Below are 19,325 nucleotides of genomic sequence, written 5' to 3'. Positions count from 1 at the left end.
CCATGTCGAAGATTTCACCCTGCCTGTGGTTCAATGGGCAGGCGGAGGAAGCGGCGCGCTTCTATGTCTCGGTCCTGGGCGGATCGGTGGATTTCGTCAGCCATTATCCGGATGATCAGCCGACGCCCGGCCCGTTCAAGGGGGGCGAAGTGCTGATGGTCGAATTCACGCTGGCCGGGGAAAGCTATCAGGCGCTGAACGGCGGTCCGGAATTCGGTTTTACCGAAGCGGTGTCGCTGTCGGTTTCGTGCAAGGATCAGGCGGAGGTGGATCGGGTCTATGACGCGCTCACCGCCGACGGCGGATCGCCGGGGCCATGCGGCTGGATCAAGGACAGATATGGCCTGTCCTGGCAGATCGTGCCGCGGGAGATCATGGACCTCTACAAGAGCGGCAACGGGCCGGGCATCCAGCGGATGATGGCGGTGATGATGACCATGCAGAAGCTGGATGCAGCCCGGATGAAGGCCGCTTTCGAAGGGGAAAGCGTATGAGCGCGGCTGAATTCGAACTCTCGGTGACATGCCATATCGCCGCGCCGCGGGAGATCGTGTGGAAGGTCTGGACCGACCTCAAGGACGAATGGTTCTGCCCCAGGCCGTGGCGGGCCGAGGTGATCGAGGAGGATTTGCGGCCCGGCGGGCGCAGCGCCGTCCGGATGCTTGGCCCCGATGGCGAGGATACAGGGCCGATGGAGGGCATTATCCTGGAGGTGGTGCCCCAGGAAAAGGTGGTGACGACCGATGCCTATGCTTCGGGCTGGATTCCGCAGATGCCCTTCATGACCGCGATCTGGCACTTTGCCGAGGAGGGCGAGGGGACGCGCTTCACCGCGACGGCACGCCATTGGGATGCGCGGGCGCTGGAGAAGCACAAGGAAATGGGATTCCATCCTGGCTGGGACCAGATGGCCGAGCAGTTCAAGGCGCTTTGCGAGACTTCGGCCGCGAGCGCATGAAGAAAGGGCGCCCGGATCGCACCGGGCGCCCTTCACCGGGCCCTCTGGGAGGGTTCAGGCCTTGGTGACCTTTTCCACGGCGGAACGGAATTTCGCCATGTCGTCCGCCGAGCCGACGGTGACGCGCGATACCGTCGGCCAGATCGGCCAGTTGCGGCCGATCTGCACCTTTTCCGGGGTAGCGAGAAGCGCCGTCTGGACTTCCTTGGCGGGCTTTTTCCAATCCACCATGAACATGTTCGCCTGGCTGCCGGGCTGGACCATCAGGCCCTTCTTGTTGAGCCAGGCGATCGTTTCCTCGCGGTTGGCGATCATCTCCGCGCGGCGGGCCTTGATCAGGCCGGCTTCGGGATAGACGGCATTGCCGCAGGCCATGGCGGTGATCGACAGGCCGCCGGCGGTCGGGCCGAACAGGCCGATCCGCTTCTGCACTTCCGGGTCCGCGAAGGTCAGGCCCAGGCGAACGCCCGCCATGCCGAACAGCTTCGAGAAGGTCCGCATGACGATCAGGTCCTTGCGGCCCGCTACCAGCTTCGCCGCGCTCGGCGCTTCGGAGAAGTGAATATAGGCCTCGTCGACCAGCAGCACCGAATCCTTGGGCTTGTTGGCGAGCAGCCATTCGATGTCGGCCAGCGGCGTAACGGTGCCGGTCGGATTGTTGGGCGTGCAGATATAATAGAGGCCCGCATTGGGATTGGCGGCCAGCATGGCCTTGACGTCATGGCCCTTGCCGATGGCCTGGGGCGCCTTGGCAATGGGCGCGTTCATATAGTCGGCGGTACGCCAGGCGGATTCGAAGGTCGGATCGGCGGTGACCAGACCCTTGGTCGGCGAGCAGAAGGCCGCGACCGTGCTGACCAGCGGGCCGCCGGAACCGGGCCACAGCATGACGTGCGATTCAGGGATGCCCTCCACCTTGGCGATGGTCGCGACCAGATCGCCCTTGTAATTGTCGGGGTCATACCAGTTGCCGAGCGCGGCGGCCCTCGCGGCGGCCTGAACGCCGGGTTCGAAGGGGCCGGTCCAGCATTCGTTGGAACCGATGCGCACTGCGCCCTTGATCCCGCGCGCGGCCTGCTGCTGCGCGAAAGCGGGCTGGATCAGCAATGAATTGGCGGCGGCGCCGGCGGCCATCAGCGCGGACAGCTTGCCGATCGTGCGGCGTGAATAACCCCGTTCGAGCAGGTCTTCGCGGGCGTCCTTTTCCAACATCATGGTCATGTCGTCTGTTCCCCTTGTTGTTCCAAAACTGCGCCTATTCCGAAGGGGGAAACGAAAGGGGCGGCACATTTCCACAATGCGCCGCCCCGGAAATTTTGAATTTTATGCGTGGGTTCGGGCTCAGGCCTTCCAGACCTTGTCGACGGCATCGCAGAAAGCCTTCATCTCCTCCGCCGAACCGACCGATATGCGCGAGACATTGGGCCAGATCGGCCAGTTGCGGCCGATCTGCACCTTTTCCGCGAGGATCGCGGCCTGCATGTCCTTGGCGGGCTTGCCCCAATCGACCATGAACATATTGGCCTGGCTGCCGGGAATGACCTTGATACCCTTCTTCTTGAGATGGGTGATCGCCATTTCGCGGGCGGCGACCATTTCGGCGCGGCGCTGCTTGATGAGGTCGGCCTGTGCCACCGACACCGTGCCGCAGGCGACCGCGGTCATCGGCAGCATCGCCGTCACCTGTCCGCCGTCATAGCGCATCATCTTTTCCATGATAGCGGGGCTGGAGAAGGTGAGGCCCAGGCGCATGCCCGCCATGCCGAACAGCTTGGAGAAGGTGCGCAGGATCAGCACGTCGTCACGGGTCGCCGCCATCTTCGCGGCATTGGGGCCGTCGAACCAGTGGATATAGGCTTCGTCGACGACCAGGATCGCGTCCTTGGGCTTGTTGTCGGCCAGCCACTGGATATCGGCCAGCGGCGTCATCGTGCCGGTCGGGTTGTTGGGCGAGCAGATATAATAGACCCCCGCATTGGGATCGGCCGCCAGCATCGCCTTCACGTCATGGGCGTAATCCTTGGTGAGCGGCACCTTCGTCACCTTGGCGCCCAGCCAGTCGCCGGTGCGCCAGATCGCTTCATAGGCCGGGTTGCCGGTCACGATGCCGCGCGTGGGCGAGGCATAGGCAACGGCGACGCGGCTCAGCGGGTCGCTGGAGCCCGGCCAGGCGGTGATGCGGTCTGCCGGGATGCCCTCCGCGGCGGCGACGGCGGCGAACAGCTTGGCATGCTCGTCATTGGGTTCGTAGCGATTGCCTTCCTGCACCAGCTTGAAGGCGGCTTCGGCGGCGATCGGGAAGGGACCGGTCCAGCATTCGTTGGCGCCGATGCGCACCGCGCCTTCGACAGGCTTGGCGGCCTGTTGCGCGGTGGCGCCGACGGCGCGCATCGCGACGGCGCCCGCGCCCAGCAGGGCGGCGACCTTGCCCATCTGGCGGCGGGAATAGCCGCGGTCGATCAAATCCTGTTCGAAGGCTTGGGTGTCGATTTCTGCCATATGCTCGTCTCCCTGACTCGCTGACTTAAGAGATTTTACGGCTGTAGACGAAACTAGGCTCCATTTCCGCCATGTCCATGCAGGGAAAATCCGCCGCAACCGCGCATATTCGCCTTGGAAAGCGGGCGTGCGATCTGTTAGCGCTCATATCATGCCCAGTACGCCCGCCGCCGCCGCCCGACAGATCCTCATCCGTTTGCAGGAAGTCATGGCCGCGCGCACCAGCGCACAAGCGAAGCTCAACAAGGTGGTCGAGATCATCGGCGAGTCCCTGTCGAGCGAGGTCTGCTCCATCTATCTGGTGCGCGAGGGGTTGCTGGAGCTGTTCGCGACCCGGGGTTTGAAACAGGAAGCCGTCCACGTCACCCGCATGGCGATGGGCGAAGGGCTGGTCGGCATGATCGCCACCAATGTCGAGACGCTGAACCTTGATGAAGCGGCCTCTCACCCCGACTACAGCTATCGGCCCGAAACGGGTGAGGAACTGTTCCACAGCTTTGCCGGCGTGCCGATCGTGCGGCGGGAACGGGCGATCGGCGTGCTCTGCGTCCAGCATGTCGAACCCCGCCGCTATGAGGAAGTGGAGATCGAGGCGCTTCAGACCGTGGCGATGGTGCTGTCGGAACTGATCGCCAATGCCGAACTGGCCGATGACGGGCCGCTCGACGCGCGGGTGCAGGATACCGGCACGGCGATCCTGCATGGACTGCAACTCGTCATGGGCATGGCGCGCGGCCATGCGGTGTTCCACCAGCCGCGTGTCCATATCGAACATACCGTCGCCGAGGATACGGAGGCCGAGCGCCAGCGCGTCATTTCCGCCTTCACCAAGATGCGCGAACAGATCGACCGGATGACCGGCACGGCCGAGTTCGGCACCGAGGGCGAGCATCAGGAGGTTTTGGAAACCTACAAGATGTTCGCCTATGACGAGGGCTGGATCAGGCGGATCAACGAGGCGATCGACAGCGGTCTCACCGCAGAGGCGGCGATCGAGCGCGTGCAGCAGCGCACCCGCATGCGGATGCGCCAGATCGACGATCCGCTGCTCCAGGACCGGATGCACGACCTGGAGGATATGGCGAACCGGCTGCTGCGCATCGTGTCGGGGCAGTTGGGGACGGCGGCGCAACTCGGCTTGCGCCAGGATGCGATCCTGATCGCGCGCAATCTGGGACCGGCAGAGCTGCTCGAATATGACCGGCGACGGTTGAAGGGCGTCATCCTGGAGGAAGGATCGCTTACCGCCCATGTCACCATCGTCGCGCGGGCGATGGGGGTGCCGGTGCTGGGCCGCGTGCGCGACATCCGCCATCAGGTGAATGAGGGCGACCTCATCCTGATGGACGTCGCCGATAATAATCTGCTGATCCGCCCGACGCCCGATATGGAGGAGGCGTTCGAGAACAAGCTGCATGTGACGCAGAAGCGCCGGGCCGAATTCGCGGCGATGCGCGACCTGCCCTCCGTCACGACCGACGGGCAGCGGATCGAATTGATGGTGAATGCCGGCCTGCGCGAGGATGCGCAGGCGCTGGATATCGTCGGCGCCGACGGCATCGGCCTGTTCCGCACCGAGTTCCAGTTCCTGGTTTCCGCCACACTGCCGCAGCGGGAGAAGCAGCAGCGTCTCTATCGCGACGTGCTGGATGCGGCGGGCGACCGGCCGGTGATCTTCCGCACCGTCGACATCGGCGGCGACAAGGCGCTGCCCTACATGTCGCGCGACGATGAGGAGGAGCTGGAGGACAATCCCGCCATGGGTTGGCGCGCCTTGCGGCTGGCGCTGGACCGGGATGGCCTCATGAAGGCGCAGGCCCGCGCATTGCTGGAGGCGGCGGCGGGCAAGGTGCTGCACGTCATGTTCCCGATGGTGTCGGAACCGTGGGAATATGAGCAGGCCAGGGCGCTGGTCGAACATCAGCGCGAATGGCTGGTGGCGCAGAAGAAGAAGCTGCCGGTGGCGATCCGCTATGGCGCGATGCTGGAGGTGCCGGCGCTGGCCGAGGTGCTGGACCTGCTGCTGCCCAAGCTCGACTTCCTGTCGATCGGCACCAACGACCTGACCCAGTTCCTGTTCGCCGCCGACCGCGCCCATCCCAAGCTGGCGGAGCGCTACGACTGGCTGAGCATCGCCATATTGCGCTTCCTCGACCGTGTGGTGCGCACGTGCGAGGCCTATGAGGTGCCGGTTGGCGTCTGCGGCGAAATGGGCGGGCGGACGCTGGAGGCGATGGCCCTGATCGGCCTGGGTGTGCGACGGTTGTCGATCACCCCGGCTTCGGTCGGGCCGGTCAAGGCGATGATCCGGGCGATCGACGTGGCGGAATTGCGCGCATTGATGCGCGACCTGCTGGACAAGGGGGTCGTGGATATGCGTGCGGCACTGACCGATTGGGCGGATGAACGGGGTATCGAATTGAATTAACGGGATTGTGGCGGCCTTTTCCGTTCGACCGGGCCGCAAGCGGCGTTGACAATCCCCGTCTCGGAATGAGACACGGAGCAGCATGGCAGAAGAAGTTGAACAGGAACCCGGCGTCGCGGCGCCGGAACGGCCAGGCACTCCCGGCGCGCGCCTGCGCGCCGCGCGGGAGGCGCAAGGCCTGTCGATACAGGATGTCGCGACCCGCACCCGCATCGCCCAGCGGCAGTTGGAGGCGATCGAGCGGGACGATTATGCCGCTCTGCCCGGCATTCCCTATGCGGTCGGCTTCGCCCGCGCCTATGCGCGCGCCATCGACGTGGACGAGGTGGCGATCGCAGCCGACGTGCGTAATGCCGTGCATAATTCGGATATGGGCGCGAACCGTTACGAGGCCTTCGAACCGGCCGATCCGGCGCGGGTGCCTTCGCGCATGCTGGCCTGGACGGCGGCGGCGATCGTCGTGATCCTGGTGGCGGGCTTCGCGGTGTGGCGCACGCAGGTCATGACGCCGCCCACGACCGAGGAAATCGCCGCGCAGCAGACCGCGCCAGCCCCCGCCGCGGCCAAGCCGGCCGCGGGCGCGCAGCCCGCCGCGCCGGTGGTCCAGACGGTCGTCTTCACCGCCAATGACGACGTATGGCTGCGCATCTATGACGAAACGGGCGAGCGGCTCAAGGACGGCCTCATGAAGAAGGGGGAAAGCTTCACCCTTCCCGCCAATGCGCGCAATCCGATGATCCTGACCGGGCGTCCGCAGGCACTGACGGTGACGGTGGGTGGCAAGCCGGTGGCTCCGCTGGGGGCGCCGGACCGCACCATATCCGACGTGCCGGTCAATGCGGAGGCCTTGTTGGCCCGCGCTGCTCCCGCCTCCCAGGTGACGGTGCCGGTTCCGCCTGCTGCACCGGCGCAGCCCGCACCGGCACCCGCCGTGCCCGCGCCCGTGCCCGTCGCGCCTGCCGCTAACGATTGAGGCGACAAGCAGGAGCGCTTCGGCGTCCGGCGGTCAATGTCGTGCTTTACCGCGCGAAATCTCGCCTTATGGTTAAGGATGAATATTTAGTCGGGGATGATCATGCGTAACGCCTTTCTTGCGGGCCCATTGGCGCTGGGCGCGCCTGTACTGCTCGCGCCTGTACTGCTCGCGTCGGCCTCACCGGTAGCGGCTCAGAATGTCAGCGTCGACGTGCGGGTGGATCGGCTCGAAAAGGAAATGCGCGCGGTGCAGCGCAAGGTGTTTCCGGCTGGCGCGCCGCTGGAGGCCGAGATCACCAGGCCCGCCGCGCCCGCGGTCGTGCCGGGTTCGCCCAGTTCGACGCCGGTGGCGGACCTGACAGCGCGGGTGAACGCGCTCGAATCGCAGCTTGCTTCGATCACCGGGCAGGTCGAGGAAAACGGCTTCAAGCTCAAGCAGTTGGAGGAGGCGTTCAACCGCTACAAGGCCGAGCAGGAAAGCCGGGCCGCGCCGGTGGTCGTGCCCCCCGCCACGCGTCCAGCCGATCCCGCGCCCGCCGCGACCCGGCCAAGCACGCCGAAGCCGGTCGCCGCGACGGGCGCGAGCGAGGACCGCAAGACCGCCGTCGCCGCGATCGAGCGGCCCTCGACCGGCAATGAAGCCGACGACGCCTACACCTACGGCTTCCGCCTGTGGGGCGCGAAATTCTATCCCGAGGCGCAGACGCAGCTCAAATCGACGGTCGACAAGTTCGGCACCTCTTCGGTGGCGAGCAAGGCGGCTAACCTGCTCGGCCGTGCCTATCTGGACGACGGCAAGCCGGCATTGGCCTCCGTTGCCTTCTATGAAAATTACCAGAAGCGGCCCAAGGGCGACCGTGCGGCCGACAGCCTCGCCTATCTGGGCGAAGCGCTGATCCAGCTCAAGAAACCCGCCGATGCCTGCAAGGTCTATGCGGAACTGGAGCAGGTCTATGGCGGCAGCCTGTCGGCCAGCCTGCGCGGCATGATGGACAAGGGCCGTGCCAGGGCGAAGTGCAGCGCCTGAAGGCCCCATGGCTGAAGGCGGCCTTGAAACGCACCTGAAGCAGGCGATCGGGGCGCTGGTGGGGGATACTGCCGACGCGCGTTTCGGCGTCGCGGTTTCGGGCGGACCGGACAGCATGGCCTTGCTGGACCTCATGGCCCGCCTTTTCGTCGGGCAGGTGGAGGCAGCGACGGTCGATCATGGCCTGCGCGCGGCGTCCGCTGCGGAGGCGGCGATGGTCGCCGACTGGTGCCGGGATGCCGGGATCGCCCATGCCACGCTGCACCCATCCGGCGCGGTGCGGGGCAATGTGCAAAGCTGGGCGCGGGCGCAGCGCTATGCCTTGCTGGAGGGCTGGCGGACCGAGCGCGGGCTGGACTGGCTGCTGACCGCGCATCATGCCGATGACCAGTTGGAAACGCTGCTGATGCGGCTCAACCGGGGCGCGGGTGTCGGCGGCCTGGCCGGGGTGCGGGCGCGGCAGGGCGTCGTGCTGCGGCCCTTATTGGCTCTGCGCAAGTCCGACCTGCTGGATCATGTGACGGAGAGGAGGCTGCCTTTTGCGGAAGATCCGTCAAACAGCGATCCGCGTTTCGATCGGGCTGCGCTGCGGACGGCTCTGGCTGGGGTAGACTGGATCGATGCGGAGGCGGTCGGTCGCAGCGCCACGGCGCTGGCGGAGGCCGAAGAGGCGCTCGGCTGGACGGTGGACGGGCTGGCGGCCCGCCATGTCCTGCCCGACGGCGAGGGATGGGTGTTGAACCGGACCGACCTGCCGCGCGAATTGTTGCGCCGTCTGGTGCTGCTGATGATGGATCGCCTGGTGCCAGAGGCCGCCACGCCGCGTGGTGAGGCTCTGGACCGGGCGATTGCCGCCGCCCGTGCGGGGGCGAAGATCAGCCTGGGACGCGTGGTGTTGAAGGGGGGGCCGTGTTGGACCATGCGGATCGCTCCCCCACGACGATGGCAATGACGGTCGTTACGGAAAAGTTCCACGGGCCACCGCGCGACTCCCACAATCCGTCGAATTGATAGGGCGCAATGACCTTTCCTTAACGCCTATGCTGGTTAATGAAGATGCAAGAGCGTGGGAATTTTCGATTCATGGTGGAATTCGCGGCACTGACTTATGGTCTGCTGGCCAGTGTCATCCTTTCGGCGGCGCAGCGTAACCGGCGGCTGGCACTGCCGCATCCGCCGATGTTGCTTTGCACGGGCTATCTGCTGTGCGGCCTTTCCGCGGGGATCGCGGTGATCCTGGCCTATATTGCCCTGTCGCAATTTGTCGGCGGGTAACGGCCGGCCTGCGGGCGACACATGCTTGCGATTTTGCCGCGGCATCCTATCTTGCCGGGTGAAAGAGAGTGGTGAATGAACGACGAGAAGGACCCGCAGGGTAATCCCTGGATCAAGAGCGCGATGATTTGGGCAGGGGTGATTGTCGCCCTTCTGCTGTTCGTGTCGATGTTCGACAGCCGCACGGCGTCGAGCGCCGGGACCGGCATCGCCTATTCCGAATTCCGCGCCAAGGTGCAGGAAGGACAGGTCAAGGACGTCGCCGTCGCCACCGACCGCATCACCGGCACGCTGTCGAGTGGGCAGAAATTCAGCACGGTTCCGGTGAACGATCCGGGCCTCACCGGCCTGCTGGACGACTATAATGTCAAATATTCCGGCCAGGCGGAGGAGCAGCCCAGCTTCTGGATGATCCTGATCTACCAGTCGCTGCCGTTCCTGCTGATTTTGGGCATCGCCTTCTTCGTGCTGCGCCAGATGCAGAAGGGCGGCGGCGCGGGCGGCGCCATGGGCTTCGGCAAGTCCAAGGCCAAGCTGCTGACCGAAAAACATGGCAAGGTGACGTTCGATGACGTTGCAGGCATCGACGAAGCACGCGAGGAATTGCAGGAAATCGTCGAATTCCTGAAGGACCCGAGCAAATTCGCGCGGCTGGGGGGCAAGATTCCCAAGGGCGCGCTGCTGGTCGGTTCGCCCGGTACGGGCAAGACGCTGCTGGCCCGCGCGATTGCGGGCGAGGCGGGCGTGCCCTTCTTCACCATTTCGGGTTCGGATTTCGTCGAGATGTTCGTCGGCGTCGGTGCGTCCCGTGTGCGCGACATGTTCGAGCAGGCGAAGAAGAATGCGCCCTGCATCGTCTTCATCGACGAAATCGACGCGGTCGGCCGCCATCGCGGCGCGGGCCTGGGCAATGGCAATGACGAGCGCGAGCAGACGCTGAACCAGCTGCTGGTCGAGATGGATGGTTTCGAGGCGAATGAAGGCATCATCATCGTCGCGGCGACCAACCGCCCCGACGTGCTGGACCCCGCGCTGCTGCGTCCGGGCCGTTTCGACCGCCAGGTCGTGGTGCCGCGCCCCGACATCGAGGGCCGCGAGAAGATTCTGGCCGTCCATATGAAGAAGGTGCCGTTGGCGCCCGACGTCAATCCGCGCACCATTGCGCGCGGCACGCCGGGCTTCTCGGGTGCTGATCTGGCGAACCTAGTCAACGAAGCGGCGCTGATGGCGGCCCGTCGTGGCAAGCGTCTGGTCGCCATGGACGAGTTCGAGGCGGCCAAGGACAAGGTCATGATGGGCAGCGAGCGCCGCTCCATGGTCATGACCGACGATGAGAAGAAGATGACCGCCTATCATGAGGCGGGTCATGCCATCGTCGCGGTTCATGAACCGGCGTCCGACCCGATCCACAAGGCGACGATCATCCCGCGCGGCCGTGCGCTGGGCATGGTGATGCGCCTGCCGGAGCGGGACAGCTACAGCTATCACCGCGACAAGATGCACGCGAACATGGCCGTCGCCATGGGCGGCCGCGTTGCCGAGGAGATCATCTTCGGTTACGACAAGGTGTCGTCGGGTGCGTCGGGCGATATCCAGTACGCCACCAAGCTGGCGCGCGACATGGTCACCCAATGGGGCATGTCGGACAAGCTGGGCCCGCTGCAATATGAAGAGCAGCAGGGTGAGACCTTCCTCGGTTATTCGCAGAGCCAGCGCGTCCATATGTCGGACGAGACGGCGAAGCTGATCGACAAGGAAATCCGTGGCTTGGTCGAGCAGGGCTATGCAAGGGCGCAGGAAGTGCTGAAGGGTCATGAGGATCAGCTGCACCTGCTCGCCAATGCGATGCTGGAATATGAGACGCTGAGTGGCGAGGAGATCAAGACGCTGCTCGACAAGGGTGAGATCACCCGCGACGACGGTACGACGATCAAGCCTTCGGTGATTCCGGCGGCGGGGTCTTCCATCCCGAAGACGCGGCGGCGCCAGGGGCCGTTCGGTGATCCGACGCCCGCCGGGGCCTGATATATTCGGGTTGACAGGGAAAAGGGGCGCTGCCGGGAGGTGGCGCCCTTCTTCGTCTATCGGGTGCGTGAGAGGCACGATTGCGACGGCAGCCTTGCTGCGATAGGGGCGGAGCATGGCCAAAGCTGACCGACTTGAACGCATGGATGTCCGCCGTCTGGAACTGGAGGCCGACTATCGCGCCGCGCTGCTGGAGGCGTTGCGGGTCACGGCTTCGGGTAAATGGGGTCTTTTCGATCATAATGGCGATCGTGCGGCCCGCGCGGCGACCGCGCCCGTCATCGCCCATCTGGCGGAAATCGGCGAAGCGATCGATGATCTGCGCGAACAGTTGATGATGGAGCCGTTCGCGTTGCAGCAGCAATTTCTCGCGGCACGCGGTCCGGTCAGCGCGCATGCCGTCGGCGAACCCAAACAGGCGCAGCTCTGGCTGGATCGACTGGCAAGCGAGAGCGACGGTTGAAGCGGAAAGGTCGGCCGGTGACGGACGCCTCATCCTGTGCTGCCGGGCAGATCCGACGCATCGCGCAATAAAATACCCCAAGGGGTCTGGTCGTTTTCCTGCTTAATGGTTACATGGGCCGCCACGAATCCCCAGCGGCCTGCCCCCGGCCCGCGCAGCAGAAAGTGGCTTTCACATGGATATCCGCCTCGGCCTCACCTTCGACGACGTGCTGTTGCAGCCCGCCGAATCCGATGTGTTGCCCAGCCAGGCGGACACCAGCACCCATGTGACCCGCGAGATCAAGCTCAACATCCCGATCCTCTCCTCCGCCATGGACACGGTGACGGAAGCCGACATGGCGATTGTCATGGCGCAACTGGGCGGGATCGGCGTGCTCCACCGCAACCTGTCGGTCGAGGAGCAGGCCGATGCGGTGCGCGCGGTCAAGCGTTTCGAAAGCGGCATGGTGGTCAATCCCATCACCATCACCCCCAATGCGACGCTGGCCGATGCCCAGATGCTGATGGCGCGCCACAAGATCAGCGGCATTCCGGTGGTCGAGGCGTCGGGCAAGCTGGTCGGCATCGTCACCAACCGGGACGTGCGCTTTGCCGAAAACCCCACCCAGCCGGTCAGCGAGCTGATGACGCATGACAATCTCGCCACCGTGAAGGCGGGCGTGGGCCAGGACGAGGCGATGCGGCTGCTGCACCAGCGCCGGATCGAAAAGCTGCTGGTGGTGGACGACCATTATCATTGCGTCGGCCTGATCACCGTCAAGGACATCGAAAAGGCCGTCACCTATCCGCAGGCGACCAAGGATGCCTCGGGCCGCCTGCGTGTCGCCGCCGCGTCGACCGTCGGCGACAAGGGGCTGGAGCGCAGCAAGGCACTGATCGACGCGGAATGCGACCTGATCGTCATCGACACCGCCCATGGCCACAGCAAGCAGGTGGCCGTCGCGGTCGAGGCGGTGAAGAAGCTGTCCAACCATGTCCAGGTGGTCGCCGGCAACGTCGCCACTGCCGAAGCGACCAAGGCGCTGATCGGCGCGGGCGCGGACTGCGTGAAGGTCGGCATCGGGCCGGGATCGATCTGCACCACCCGCGTCGTCGCGGGCGTCGGCGTGCCGCAGCTCACTGCCGTCATGGATTCGGCGGAAGAAGCCGCCAAGCAGGGGGTGCCGGTGATCGCGGACGGCGGCCTGCGCACTTCGGGCGACGTCGCCAAGGCGCTGGCGGCGGGTGCTGGTTGCGTCATGGTCGGATCGCTGCTGGCGGGCACGGCGGAAGCGCCGGGCGAAACCTTCCTCTATCAGGGCCGCGCCTATAAGAGCTATCGCGGCATGGGCAGCGTCGGCGCCATGGCGCGGGGTTCTGCGGACCGCTATTTCCAGGCGGACATCAAGGACCAGATGAAGCTGGTCCCCGAAGGCATTGAGGGCCAGGTCCCGTTCAAGGGTCCTGCCAAGGACGTCATCCACCAGTTGGTCGGCGGCGTGAAGGCGGCCATGGGCTATACCGGCAGCCGCACGATCAAGGACCTCCAGGAACGCGCCCGGTTCGTCCAGATCACCAATGCGGGTCTGTCGGAAAGCCATGTGCATGACGTCACGATCACCCGCGAGGCGCCCAATTATCCGACGCGCTGAAGCCTTGCGCGCGACGGTGGATACCGGTTTTTCGTACCATATGCTGCTGCGGCAAAACCGGGCTGCCGTCATATGACGCCTTCCGCGCGGGTGCAGGCCGCGATCGATTTGCTGGACGCCATCATCGCCTCCGCGCGGGACGGCGGACCGGCGGCGGATACACTGATCGCCCGCTATTTCAAGGAACGCCGCTATGCCGGGTCGCGCGACCGGCGGGCGGTGCGCGACCATGTCTATGACGCGGTGCGCCGGGTGGCGGAGCGGCCCGTCGACGGACGCGCGGCCATGGTGGGGCTGGCGAGCGAACGGCCCGAACTGGCTGCCTTGTTCGATGGGTCCACCCATGCGCCTGCGCCGATCGCGATCGCGGAGACGGGAGCCCCGCCGGGTATCGTGCCGGCCTGGATCGAACCGTTGCTGGCCGCGCCGGTGGAGCGGAATGCGCTTCTCGGCCGGGCGCCGGTCGATCTGCGCGTCAACCGGCTCAAGGCCACGCCAGCCGGGGTCGCGCCCTGCTTTCCCGATGCGGTGGAACTTGCGGGATTGCCCGATGCGCTGCGTCTGCCCGAAGGTGCGCCGGTCGAGCAGAGCGACCCCTGGAAACAGGGGCTGGTCGAAGTGCAGGACGCGGGAAGCCAGCTCATCTCGGCGGCCTGCGCGGTCCGGCCGGGCATGACCGTGATCGATCTGTGCGCTGGGGCGGGCGGCAAGACATTGGCGCTGGCAAGCACGATGGCGGGCAAGGGCACGCTGATTGCGGCCGACACCATCCGTTCGCGTCTGGCCCGGCTCGGCCCCCGCGCCGAGCGGGCAGGGGCAACCTTCATCGAAACGCTGCTGCTCGATCAGGGCCATGAGGCGGGCGCGCTGGCAAGCCTTCATGGGCGGGCGGATGTCGTGCTGGTCGATGCGCCCTGTTCGGGTACGGGGACCTGGCGACGCAACCCGGAGGCGCGCTGGCGGCTGACGCCCGCACGGCTCGACCGGTTGGCGGCGGAGCAGGCGCGGATTCTGGATTTTGCCGCGCCCTTGCTGGCACCGGGTGGCGCATTGGTCTATGCTACCTGCGCGCTGACGGACCGGGAGGGGCGGGATCAGGTGCGGGCATTTCTGAACCGGCATGACGGATGGACCGTCGAACCGCTGACGGCCGTCCTCGGGCGGTCCCATGGCGACGGAAGGCTGCTGACGCCGGGGCATGATGGCACCGACGGTTTCTATTTCGCCCGGTTGCGACGAATGCCGTGAAAGAGGTCATGGACAAGCGGGCGCAAAATCGCGACACTTCCGGGCTGGAATCAACGCCTGAAACATGGCTGGAGTTGTGCATGCGCTTTACCCCTGCTTCGATTGCTCTCGCTGTCCTGCTGACCACCGTTTCCAGCGCGGGTCTGTCGCAGCGGCCGGATTCGCAGATTTCACCGCTGTCGGTCGAATGGCAGAAGGCGGGTGAGGCCGCGCGCAAGGTGGGCAATTATCAGGGCGCGACCGATGCGCTGGAAAGCGCGCTGGCCGTCGATCCGCGCAATCGCATCGCCTATATCGAGTTGGCGCAGGTCGCACGGGCGCAGGGTTTGCAGGGCAAGGCGATCCGTCTCTACCGCGAGGCGTTGCTGCTGGAACCCAACGATGTCGCCGCGCTGGTGGGCCAGGGTGAAGCCATGGTCGAGAAGGGCGCCATCGCCAAGGCGAAGGAAAATCTCGCCCAGGCACAGAGGCTGTGCAAACAGGGTTGCGCGGCCGTCGGACAATTGGCTGCGGCGATCGAGAAGGGGCCGCCTGCTACGGTCCTGAGCGCTAAGGATGTTGTTCCCGCCCCCAAGGCGCAGGCCACGGAAACGCCGTGATGCAGCGGATGGGAAAGGCGTGGGCTTCCTCCTGCCTTTCCAAACAACTTCGCCTGCTATCTGTTGTCCTAAAAGCGGCGTGATACGCCGATATAGGCTTCCGCGTCGGGGCTGGCATGATTGAGGCCGAAATTGGCGCCTGCGTCGAGCATCCATGACGCGCCCGGCTGGAACGATAGCGAGAGGGACGTCAGTGCCTGGGTCGATGGGCCGGCGGGATCGCGATCGTGGATGGCCTGCATTTCCACAGAGACATTGACCTGTTTGTCGAGGTCGACGGACAGACCGGCCGCGCTGCCATAAGCGAGATGACGGCCATGGCCGTCCCCGTCGGGGGCCGCGTCGATTTCGGGCGTGGCGATGAGGCTGATGTCCTCTGTCAGCGCATAGCTGGCCGGGATCAGCAGGGAAGCGCTCCATGTGCCGTCACTGACGTCGTGGCTGCCCGTCGGCAGCGTGATGCCCGGGGCGATCGCCAGCGAGAAGCCGCTTCCGTCGGGATGGAATAGCGCATGCTTGACGCCGACGCTCAAATCTCCGGTGCCTGAGGCATGGTTGCGGTCGCCACTGATCCGGTCATGCTCGCTTTGCCGGATGAAAGCGGTCCAGTTCGCGCGCAGCTCGGTGTTGCCGTCCAGCCCGTAGCGCCATTCGGTATCGCCCAGTGAAAGGGTTGTGGTGGACTGGGCGGCGTCGCGGTCGCGGGTCCAGTCTGCAAGCCCCATTTCGATCTGGACATGTCCCTTGTCGAGGATGCAGGGCGGTGTATCGAGGCCGGGCCGTTCCGGGCAGAGGTCGCGCAATTGCGCCCGGACAGCCGTTGGAAGAAGGGCAATGCCGAGGAGCGTCAGCGGAGCGATTCTGGCGATCATGACACCCCTATCGGTTCAGGATTTACCCATTATACGCGCGACTTCGACAAATTCTCCCACGCTGACGGTTTCGGCGCGGCGCTGCGGGTCGATGCCGATCGCTTCCAGCGCTTCGAGCGCGCCGGGAAGGCCCTTGAGGCTCTGGCGCAGCATCTTGCGGCGCTGGCCGAAGGCGGCGGCGGTCAGGCGCTCCAGATGCTTGAGTTGCACGCCTTCGGGAGCGGGCTTGGGGGTGATGTGGACGACCGCCGACATGACCTTGGGCGGCGGGGTGAAGGCGCTGCGGTGGACCTTCATCGCGATGCGGGCGTCGCTGCGCCATTGGGACAGCACGGCCAGGCGGCCATAATGGTCGCCGCCCGGTTTCGCTACGATGCGCTCCGCCACCTCCATCTGGAACATCAGCGTGAGCGTCGACCACCAGGGGAGCGGGGTCCATTCCGCCGAGAGCCAGCCGATCAGCAGGGCGGTGCCGACATTATAGGGCAGGTTGGCGATGATATGCGCGCCGTCACCCGCTTCGGCGCGGGCGTCGACCTGCATGGCGTCGCCGGAAAGGACGCGGAGCTGGCCCGGAAAGGCATCGGACAGTTCGGCGAGGGCAGGAAGGCAGCGTTGGTCGCGCTCGACGGCGACCAGCTTCGCGCCCGCGCGCAGGACCGCGCGGGTGAGGCCGCCGGGGCCAGGGCCGACCTCGAAGGCGGGCTGATCCCTGAGCGAACCGGGAATGGCGGCGATGCGGTCCAGCAACTGTTCGTCGAGCAGGAAATTCTGGCCGAGCGCCTTGCTCGCCTGCAAGCCATGAGCGGCGATGACGTCACGCAGTGGTGGGAGCTTGGGCGGCGGGAGCTGGGTGCGGGTATCGGCAGTCATGGGCCTCAGCAACCGGGGGTCAGGCGGGCGCGGGCGGCTTCGGCGGCCATCCTGATCGCCGCCATCATCGCGCCGGGATTGGCGCTGTCCTGGCCCGCTATGCCAAAGGCCGTGCCATGGTCGGGCGAGGTGCGCACGATGGGTAGGCCCAGGGTGATGTTGACGCCCTCATCGAAATTCAGCGTCTTGATCGGGATCAGCGCCTGGTCGTGATACATGCAGAGCGCCGCGTCATAGGTTTCGCGGGCGCGTATGTGGAACAGCGTATCGGCGGCGAGGGGACCGGTAATGTCATAGCCCTCGGCCTGAAGTGACTCCACCGCGGGCCGGATGATGTCGATCTCCTCCCGGCCCAGCGCACCGCCTTCGCCGGCATGGGGGTTGAGACCGGCGACGACGAGGCGCGGGCGGCCTATGCCGAAATTGCGCTGGAGCCCCTTGGCGGTGGTGATCGCGCGGGCGCGGATCAGGTCGATCGTGAGGACGGAGGGGACATCGGCCAGCGGGATATGGATGGTGATCGGCACGACCTTCAGCGACGGCCCGGCCAGCATCATCACCGCATTGTGCGGCGCGACGCCGCAGCGTTCGGCGATGAACTCTGTCTGGCCCGGATGGGTGAAGCCGACGCCGTAAAGCTGTTCCTTGCCCACGGGGGCGGTGACGATGCCCGCCGCCGATCCGCTGCGCGCAAGGCCGACCGCGACTTCCAGCGCCTGGAAGGCGGTGCGTGCGCCGTCGATGCTGGGCGTGCCGGGCATGATGTCTCCCGCGTCCGCGACTTGCAGGCAGGGGAGGGCGGTGTCGAAGACATCGGCCGCCTCCTCCGGCGTGCTGACTGTCTGGACCGGTCCGAGCCAGACCGCACGCAACGACGCGGCGTCACCCACGGCGAAGAAGGGCGGCAGGCCACGCGCCTCCCGCATCACCCAGCTCTTGGCGACGATTTCCGGGCCGATGCCCGCCGGATCACCGAGCGACACGGCGAAGGGCGGCCCCATCGCCTGGGGGTCCGCCGGATCAGTTATAGTCGATGACGGCATCGCGGCGAAGGTCGCGCAGGTAGATGCGGGCGCGCTTGTTCACCCGTTCTTCCTCAAGCTGCGCCATGATCTGTTCGGCATTGGGTGCGGCGGCGGAGGATGCTTCGTCACGGCCGCAGACGACCAGCACGCGCACGCCGTCCGCGATCGAGCCGAAGGGCGGCGTCGCCTCACCCACCTGGAGGTTGAGCAAAATGTCCTGCAACTGCGGCGGTAGGTCGCGCAGCTTCACATTGTCATTGTCGACCACGTCGGCGCCGATCTTGCCGCCCAGTTCATTGGCCTGGCCGCAACCCTTGATCGTCTTGACCTGCGCGGCGAAGGCGGCGGCCCTGGTGCTCGCCTGTTCCTTGGTCGTGCCGGCGGGGAAGCTGACGGAAAGCTGCTTGAGGCTGAGCAGGGCGTCGCGCGGGTCGGCGGTCAGCACCTTGCGCTTGTCCATGACATAGATGACCGACACGCCGCCGGGCACGCTGATGGGGCCGGCGATCTGGCCGACCTGCATCTCGTTCGCGGCCTGCGCCAGTTCGTCGGGCAACTGCGCGGGGCGGACCCAGCCGAGATCGCCGCCGACCGCAGCGGTGGACGCCTCGGAGAATTGCCGCGCATAGGCCGCGAAGCTGCCGCCCTGCTTGATCTGTTCGATGATGTTGCGGGCGTTGGCGACGATCTGCTGCTGGTTTTCCGGCGTGGCCGACAGGTAGATCTCGCCGATGCGATATTCGTCGCTGCCCTTGGCCGCGTTCATGCGGTCGACCACCGACTTCACCTCATCCTCCGACACGTTGACGAAGGGCTGGATGTTGCGGCGGAGCAGGCGGCTCCAGGCCAGTTCGCCTTCGATCTGCCGCTTGATGCTGGCGGACGCGCTGCCCTGCTGACGCAGATACTGGTCGAACTGGGCGGGTGACTGGCGGAAATTGGCCGCGACCCGTTCATAGCTTTGTTCGATCTCGGCCTTGTCGACCTTGATGTCGTTGGCGGCGGCTTCCTGGATCTGGAGCGTTTCGTCGATCAGGTTGCGCAGCACCTGGACGCGCAGCCGCTCCTTCTCCTCGTCCGACACCTTGCCGCCATTGGCGGTGATGATCAGGGCCAGGCGCTGGTCGACATCCGTGCCGGTGATGATGCGGCCGTTGACGATGGCGGTCGCCTTGCGGACATTGGGATCGCTCTTGCCGAAGATCGTCACATCCTTGGGCAGGTTGAGCTGCTGCGAGGCGACGGCATCGTCGTCGCCCACCGTCTGGGCGGCTACGCCATGCACTCCTGTCGCCAGCAGGGCGGAAGACAGGAACAGGGTGCGCAGGCCCTTGGTGGCCGTGCTGCCAAGGCGGGAAAACGGGAAAACGACAGGCTGCATCGTCGACAAAACTCTCCAATCGGTTCGGCACGAGATGCGCCGAT

18 protein-coding genes are annotated in these 19,325 nt (G+C 65.8%); 12 read left to right on the top strand and 6 right to left on the bottom strand.

Annotated features, from left to right (window positions below; translation table 11 throughout):
• Positions 1 to 2: 2 nt before the first annotated feature.
• Together YP76_RS25580 and YP76_RS25575 are read left to right on the top strand one after the other, a co-directional pair.
• Entirely contained in the window at positions 3 to 494 is a 492-nt protein-coding gene (locus YP76_RS25580) for a VOC family protein (RefSeq protein ID WP_046766190.1), read from the top strand.
• Complete coding sequence (locus YP76_RS25575; RefSeq protein WP_046766189.1) at positions 491 to 958, top strand: SRPBCC domain-containing protein; 468 nt, start codon at positions 491 to 493, stop codon at positions 956 to 958. Before YP76_RS25580 ends, YP76_RS25575 begins: the two co-directional genes overlap by 4 nt.
• Positions 959 to 1,012: 54 nt before the next feature.
• Here YP76_RS25575 and YP76_RS25570 read toward each other — a convergent pair whose 3' ends face one another.
• Positions 1,013 to 2,179, bottom strand: a complete 1,167-nt coding sequence (locus tag YP76_RS25570; RefSeq protein ID WP_046766188.1) for a pyridoxal phosphate-dependent aminotransferase — start codon at positions 2,177 to 2,179, stop codon at positions 1,013 to 1,015.
• Positions 2,180 to 2,299: 120 nt separating this feature from the next.
• Positions 2,300 to 3,457, bottom strand: a complete 1,158-nt coding sequence (locus tag YP76_RS25565) for a pyridoxal phosphate-dependent aminotransferase (RefSeq protein WP_046766187.1) — start codon at positions 3,455 to 3,457, stop codon at positions 2,300 to 2,302.
• A 151-nt stretch (positions 3,458 to 3,608) separates the two neighbouring features.
• Between YP76_RS25565 and ptsP the strand changes: the two genes are divergently transcribed.
• From ptsP to YP76_RS25515, 10 genes are all read left to right on the top strand, one after another.
• Entirely contained in the window at positions 3,609 to 5,885 is a 2,277-nt protein-coding gene (ptsP, locus tag YP76_RS25560) for a phosphoenolpyruvate--protein phosphotransferase (RefSeq protein WP_046766186.1), read from the top strand.
• An 82-nt stretch (positions 5,886 to 5,967) separates the two neighbouring features.
• Positions 5,968 to 6,858 (top strand): helix-turn-helix domain-containing protein, encoded by an 891-nt coding sequence (locus tag YP76_RS25555; RefSeq protein WP_046766185.1) that lies wholly within the window; start codon positions 5,968 to 5,970, stop codon positions 6,856 to 6,858.
• Positions 6,859 to 6,960: 102 nt separating this feature from the next.
• Entirely contained in the window at positions 6,961 to 7,887 is a 927-nt protein-coding gene (locus tag YP76_RS25550) for a hypothetical protein (protein WP_046766220.1), read from the top strand.
• Positions 7,888 to 7,894: 7 nt separating this feature from the next.
• Entirely contained in the window at positions 7,895 to 8,839 is a 945-nt protein-coding gene (tilS, locus tag YP76_RS25545) for a tRNA lysidine(34) synthetase TilS (protein WP_046766184.1), read from the top strand.
• Between the two features lie 131 nt (positions 8,840 to 8,970).
• Entirely contained in the window at positions 8,971 to 9,162 is a 192-nt protein-coding gene (locus YP76_RS25540; protein WP_046766183.1) for a hypothetical protein, read from the top strand.
• Positions 9,163 to 9,237: 75 nt separating this feature from the next.
• Positions 9,238 to 11,187, top strand: a complete 1,950-nt coding sequence (gene ftsH / locus YP76_RS25535) for an ATP-dependent zinc metalloprotease FtsH (RefSeq protein ID WP_046766182.1) — start codon at positions 9,238 to 9,240, stop codon at positions 11,185 to 11,187.
• A gap of 115 nt (positions 11,188 to 11,302) precedes the next feature.
• Positions 11,303 to 11,650, top strand: a complete 348-nt coding sequence (locus tag YP76_RS25530) for a hypothetical protein (protein ID WP_046766181.1) — start codon at positions 11,303 to 11,305, stop codon at positions 11,648 to 11,650.
• A 175-nt stretch (positions 11,651 to 11,825) separates the two neighbouring features.
• The gene (gene guaB, locus YP76_RS25525; protein WP_046766180.1) at positions 11,826 to 13,283 is read left to right on the top strand and encodes an IMP dehydrogenase; all 1,458 of its coding nucleotides are present in this window, start codon (positions 11,826 to 11,828) and stop codon (positions 13,281 to 13,283) included.
• Between the two features lie 72 nt (positions 13,284 to 13,355).
• A complete protein-coding gene (locus YP76_RS25520; protein ID WP_046766179.1) occupies positions 13,356 to 14,531 on the top strand; it encodes an RsmB/NOP family class I SAM-dependent RNA methyltransferase in 1,176 nt (391 codons plus the stop codon).
• Between the two features lie 80 nt (positions 14,532 to 14,611).
• The gene (locus YP76_RS25515) at positions 14,612 to 15,130 is read left to right on the top strand and encodes a tetratricopeptide repeat protein (protein ID WP_046766219.1); all 519 of its coding nucleotides are present in this window, start codon (positions 14,612 to 14,614) and stop codon (positions 15,128 to 15,130) included.
• Between the two features lie 68 nt (positions 15,131 to 15,198).
• Here the strand turns inward: YP76_RS25515 and YP76_RS25510 are convergent, their stop codons facing one another.
• The 4 genes from YP76_RS25510 to YP76_RS25495 are packed head-to-tail and all read right to left on the bottom strand — an operon-like array spanning position 15,199 to position 19,281.
• Positions 15,199 to 16,002, bottom strand: coding sequence for a transporter (locus YP76_RS25510; RefSeq protein WP_046766178.1), 804 nt, complete (start codon positions 16,000 to 16,002; stop codon positions 15,199 to 15,201).
• Positions 16,003 to 16,017: 15 nt separating this feature from the next.
• Positions 16,018 to 16,875 (bottom strand): 16S rRNA (adenine(1518)-N(6)/adenine(1519)-N(6))-dimethyltransferase RsmA, encoded by an 858-nt coding sequence (gene rsmA / locus YP76_RS25505; protein WP_046766177.1) that lies wholly within the window; start codon positions 16,873 to 16,875, stop codon positions 16,018 to 16,020.
• Between the two features lie 5 nt (positions 16,876 to 16,880).
• Positions 16,881 to 17,918, bottom strand: a complete 1,038-nt coding sequence (gene pdxA / locus YP76_RS25500) for a 4-hydroxythreonine-4-phosphate dehydrogenase PdxA (RefSeq protein WP_046766176.1) — start codon at positions 17,916 to 17,918, stop codon at positions 16,881 to 16,883.
• Entirely contained in the window at positions 17,896 to 19,281 is a 1,386-nt protein-coding gene (locus tag YP76_RS25495) for a peptidylprolyl isomerase (RefSeq protein WP_046766175.1), read from the bottom strand. The genes pdxA and YP76_RS25495 overlap by 23 nt, the downstream gene beginning before the upstream one ends.
• Positions 19,282 to 19,325 lie beyond the last annotated feature (44 nt).

The organism is Sphingobium chungbukense (genome assembly GCF_001005725.1).
GTDB lineage: Bacteria > Pseudomonadota > Alphaproteobacteria > Sphingomonadales > Sphingomonadaceae > Sphingobium > Sphingobium chungbukense.
Note: the sequence above shows the minus strand (reverse complement) of the source record. Positions and strands in the feature narration are given on the sequence as shown.

Excerpts from the sequence above, each read along its gene's own strand:
- YP76_RS25580 (WP_046766190.1), top strand. The coding sequence starts at position 3 with ATGTCGAAGATTTCACCCTGCCTGTGGTTCAATGGGCAGGCGGAGGAA.
- YP76_RS25575 (WP_046766189.1), top strand. The coding sequence starts at position 491 with ATGAGCGCGGCTGAATTCGAACTCTCGGTGACATGCCATATCGCCGCG.
- YP76_RS25570 (WP_046766188.1), bottom strand. The coding sequence starts at position 2,179 with ATGACCATGATGTTGGAAAAGGACGCCCGCGAAGACCTGCTCGAACGG.
- YP76_RS25565 (WP_046766187.1), bottom strand. The coding sequence starts at position 3,457 with ATGGCAGAAATCGACACCCAAGCCTTCGAACAGGATTTGATCGACCGC.
- ptsP (WP_046766186.1), top strand. The coding sequence starts at position 3,609 with ATGCCCAGTACGCCCGCCGCCGCCGCCCGACAGATCCTCATCCGTTTG.
- YP76_RS25555 (WP_046766185.1), top strand. The coding sequence starts at position 5,968 with ATGGCAGAAGAAGTTGAACAGGAACCCGGCGTCGCGGCGCCGGAACGG.
- YP76_RS25550 (WP_046766220.1), top strand. The coding sequence starts at position 6,961 with ATGCGTAACGCCTTTCTTGCGGGCCCATTGGCGCTGGGCGCGCCTGTA.
- tilS (WP_046766184.1), top strand. The coding sequence starts at position 7,895 with ATGGCTGAAGGCGGCCTTGAAACGCACCTGAAGCAGGCGATCGGGGCG.
- YP76_RS25540 (WP_046766183.1), top strand. The coding sequence starts at position 8,971 with ATGGTGGAATTCGCGGCACTGACTTATGGTCTGCTGGCCAGTGTCATC.
- ftsH (WP_046766182.1), top strand. The coding sequence starts at position 9,238 with ATGAACGACGAGAAGGACCCGCAGGGTAATCCCTGGATCAAGAGCGCG.
- YP76_RS25530 (WP_046766181.1), top strand. The coding sequence starts at position 11,303 with ATGGCCAAAGCTGACCGACTTGAACGCATGGATGTCCGCCGTCTGGAA.
- guaB (WP_046766180.1), top strand. The coding sequence starts at position 11,826 with ATGGATATCCGCCTCGGCCTCACCTTCGACGACGTGCTGTTGCAGCCC.
- YP76_RS25520 (WP_046766179.1), top strand. The coding sequence starts at position 13,356 with ATGACGCCTTCCGCGCGGGTGCAGGCCGCGATCGATTTGCTGGACGCC.
- YP76_RS25515 (WP_046766219.1), top strand. The coding sequence starts at position 14,612 with ATGCGCTTTACCCCTGCTTCGATTGCTCTCGCTGTCCTGCTGACCACC.
- YP76_RS25510 (WP_046766178.1), bottom strand. The coding sequence starts at position 16,002 with ATGATCGCCAGAATCGCTCCGCTGACGCTCCTCGGCATTGCCCTTCTT.
- rsmA (WP_046766177.1), bottom strand. The coding sequence starts at position 16,875 with ATGACTGCCGATACCCGCACCCAGCTCCCGCCGCCCAAGCTCCCACCA.
- pdxA (WP_046766176.1), bottom strand. The coding sequence starts at position 17,918 with ATGCCGTCATCGACTATAACTGATCCGGCGGACCCCCAGGCGATGGGG.
- YP76_RS25495 (WP_046766175.1), bottom strand. The coding sequence starts at position 19,281 with ATGCAGCCTGTCGTTTTCCCGTTTTCCCGCCTTGGCAGCACGGCCACC.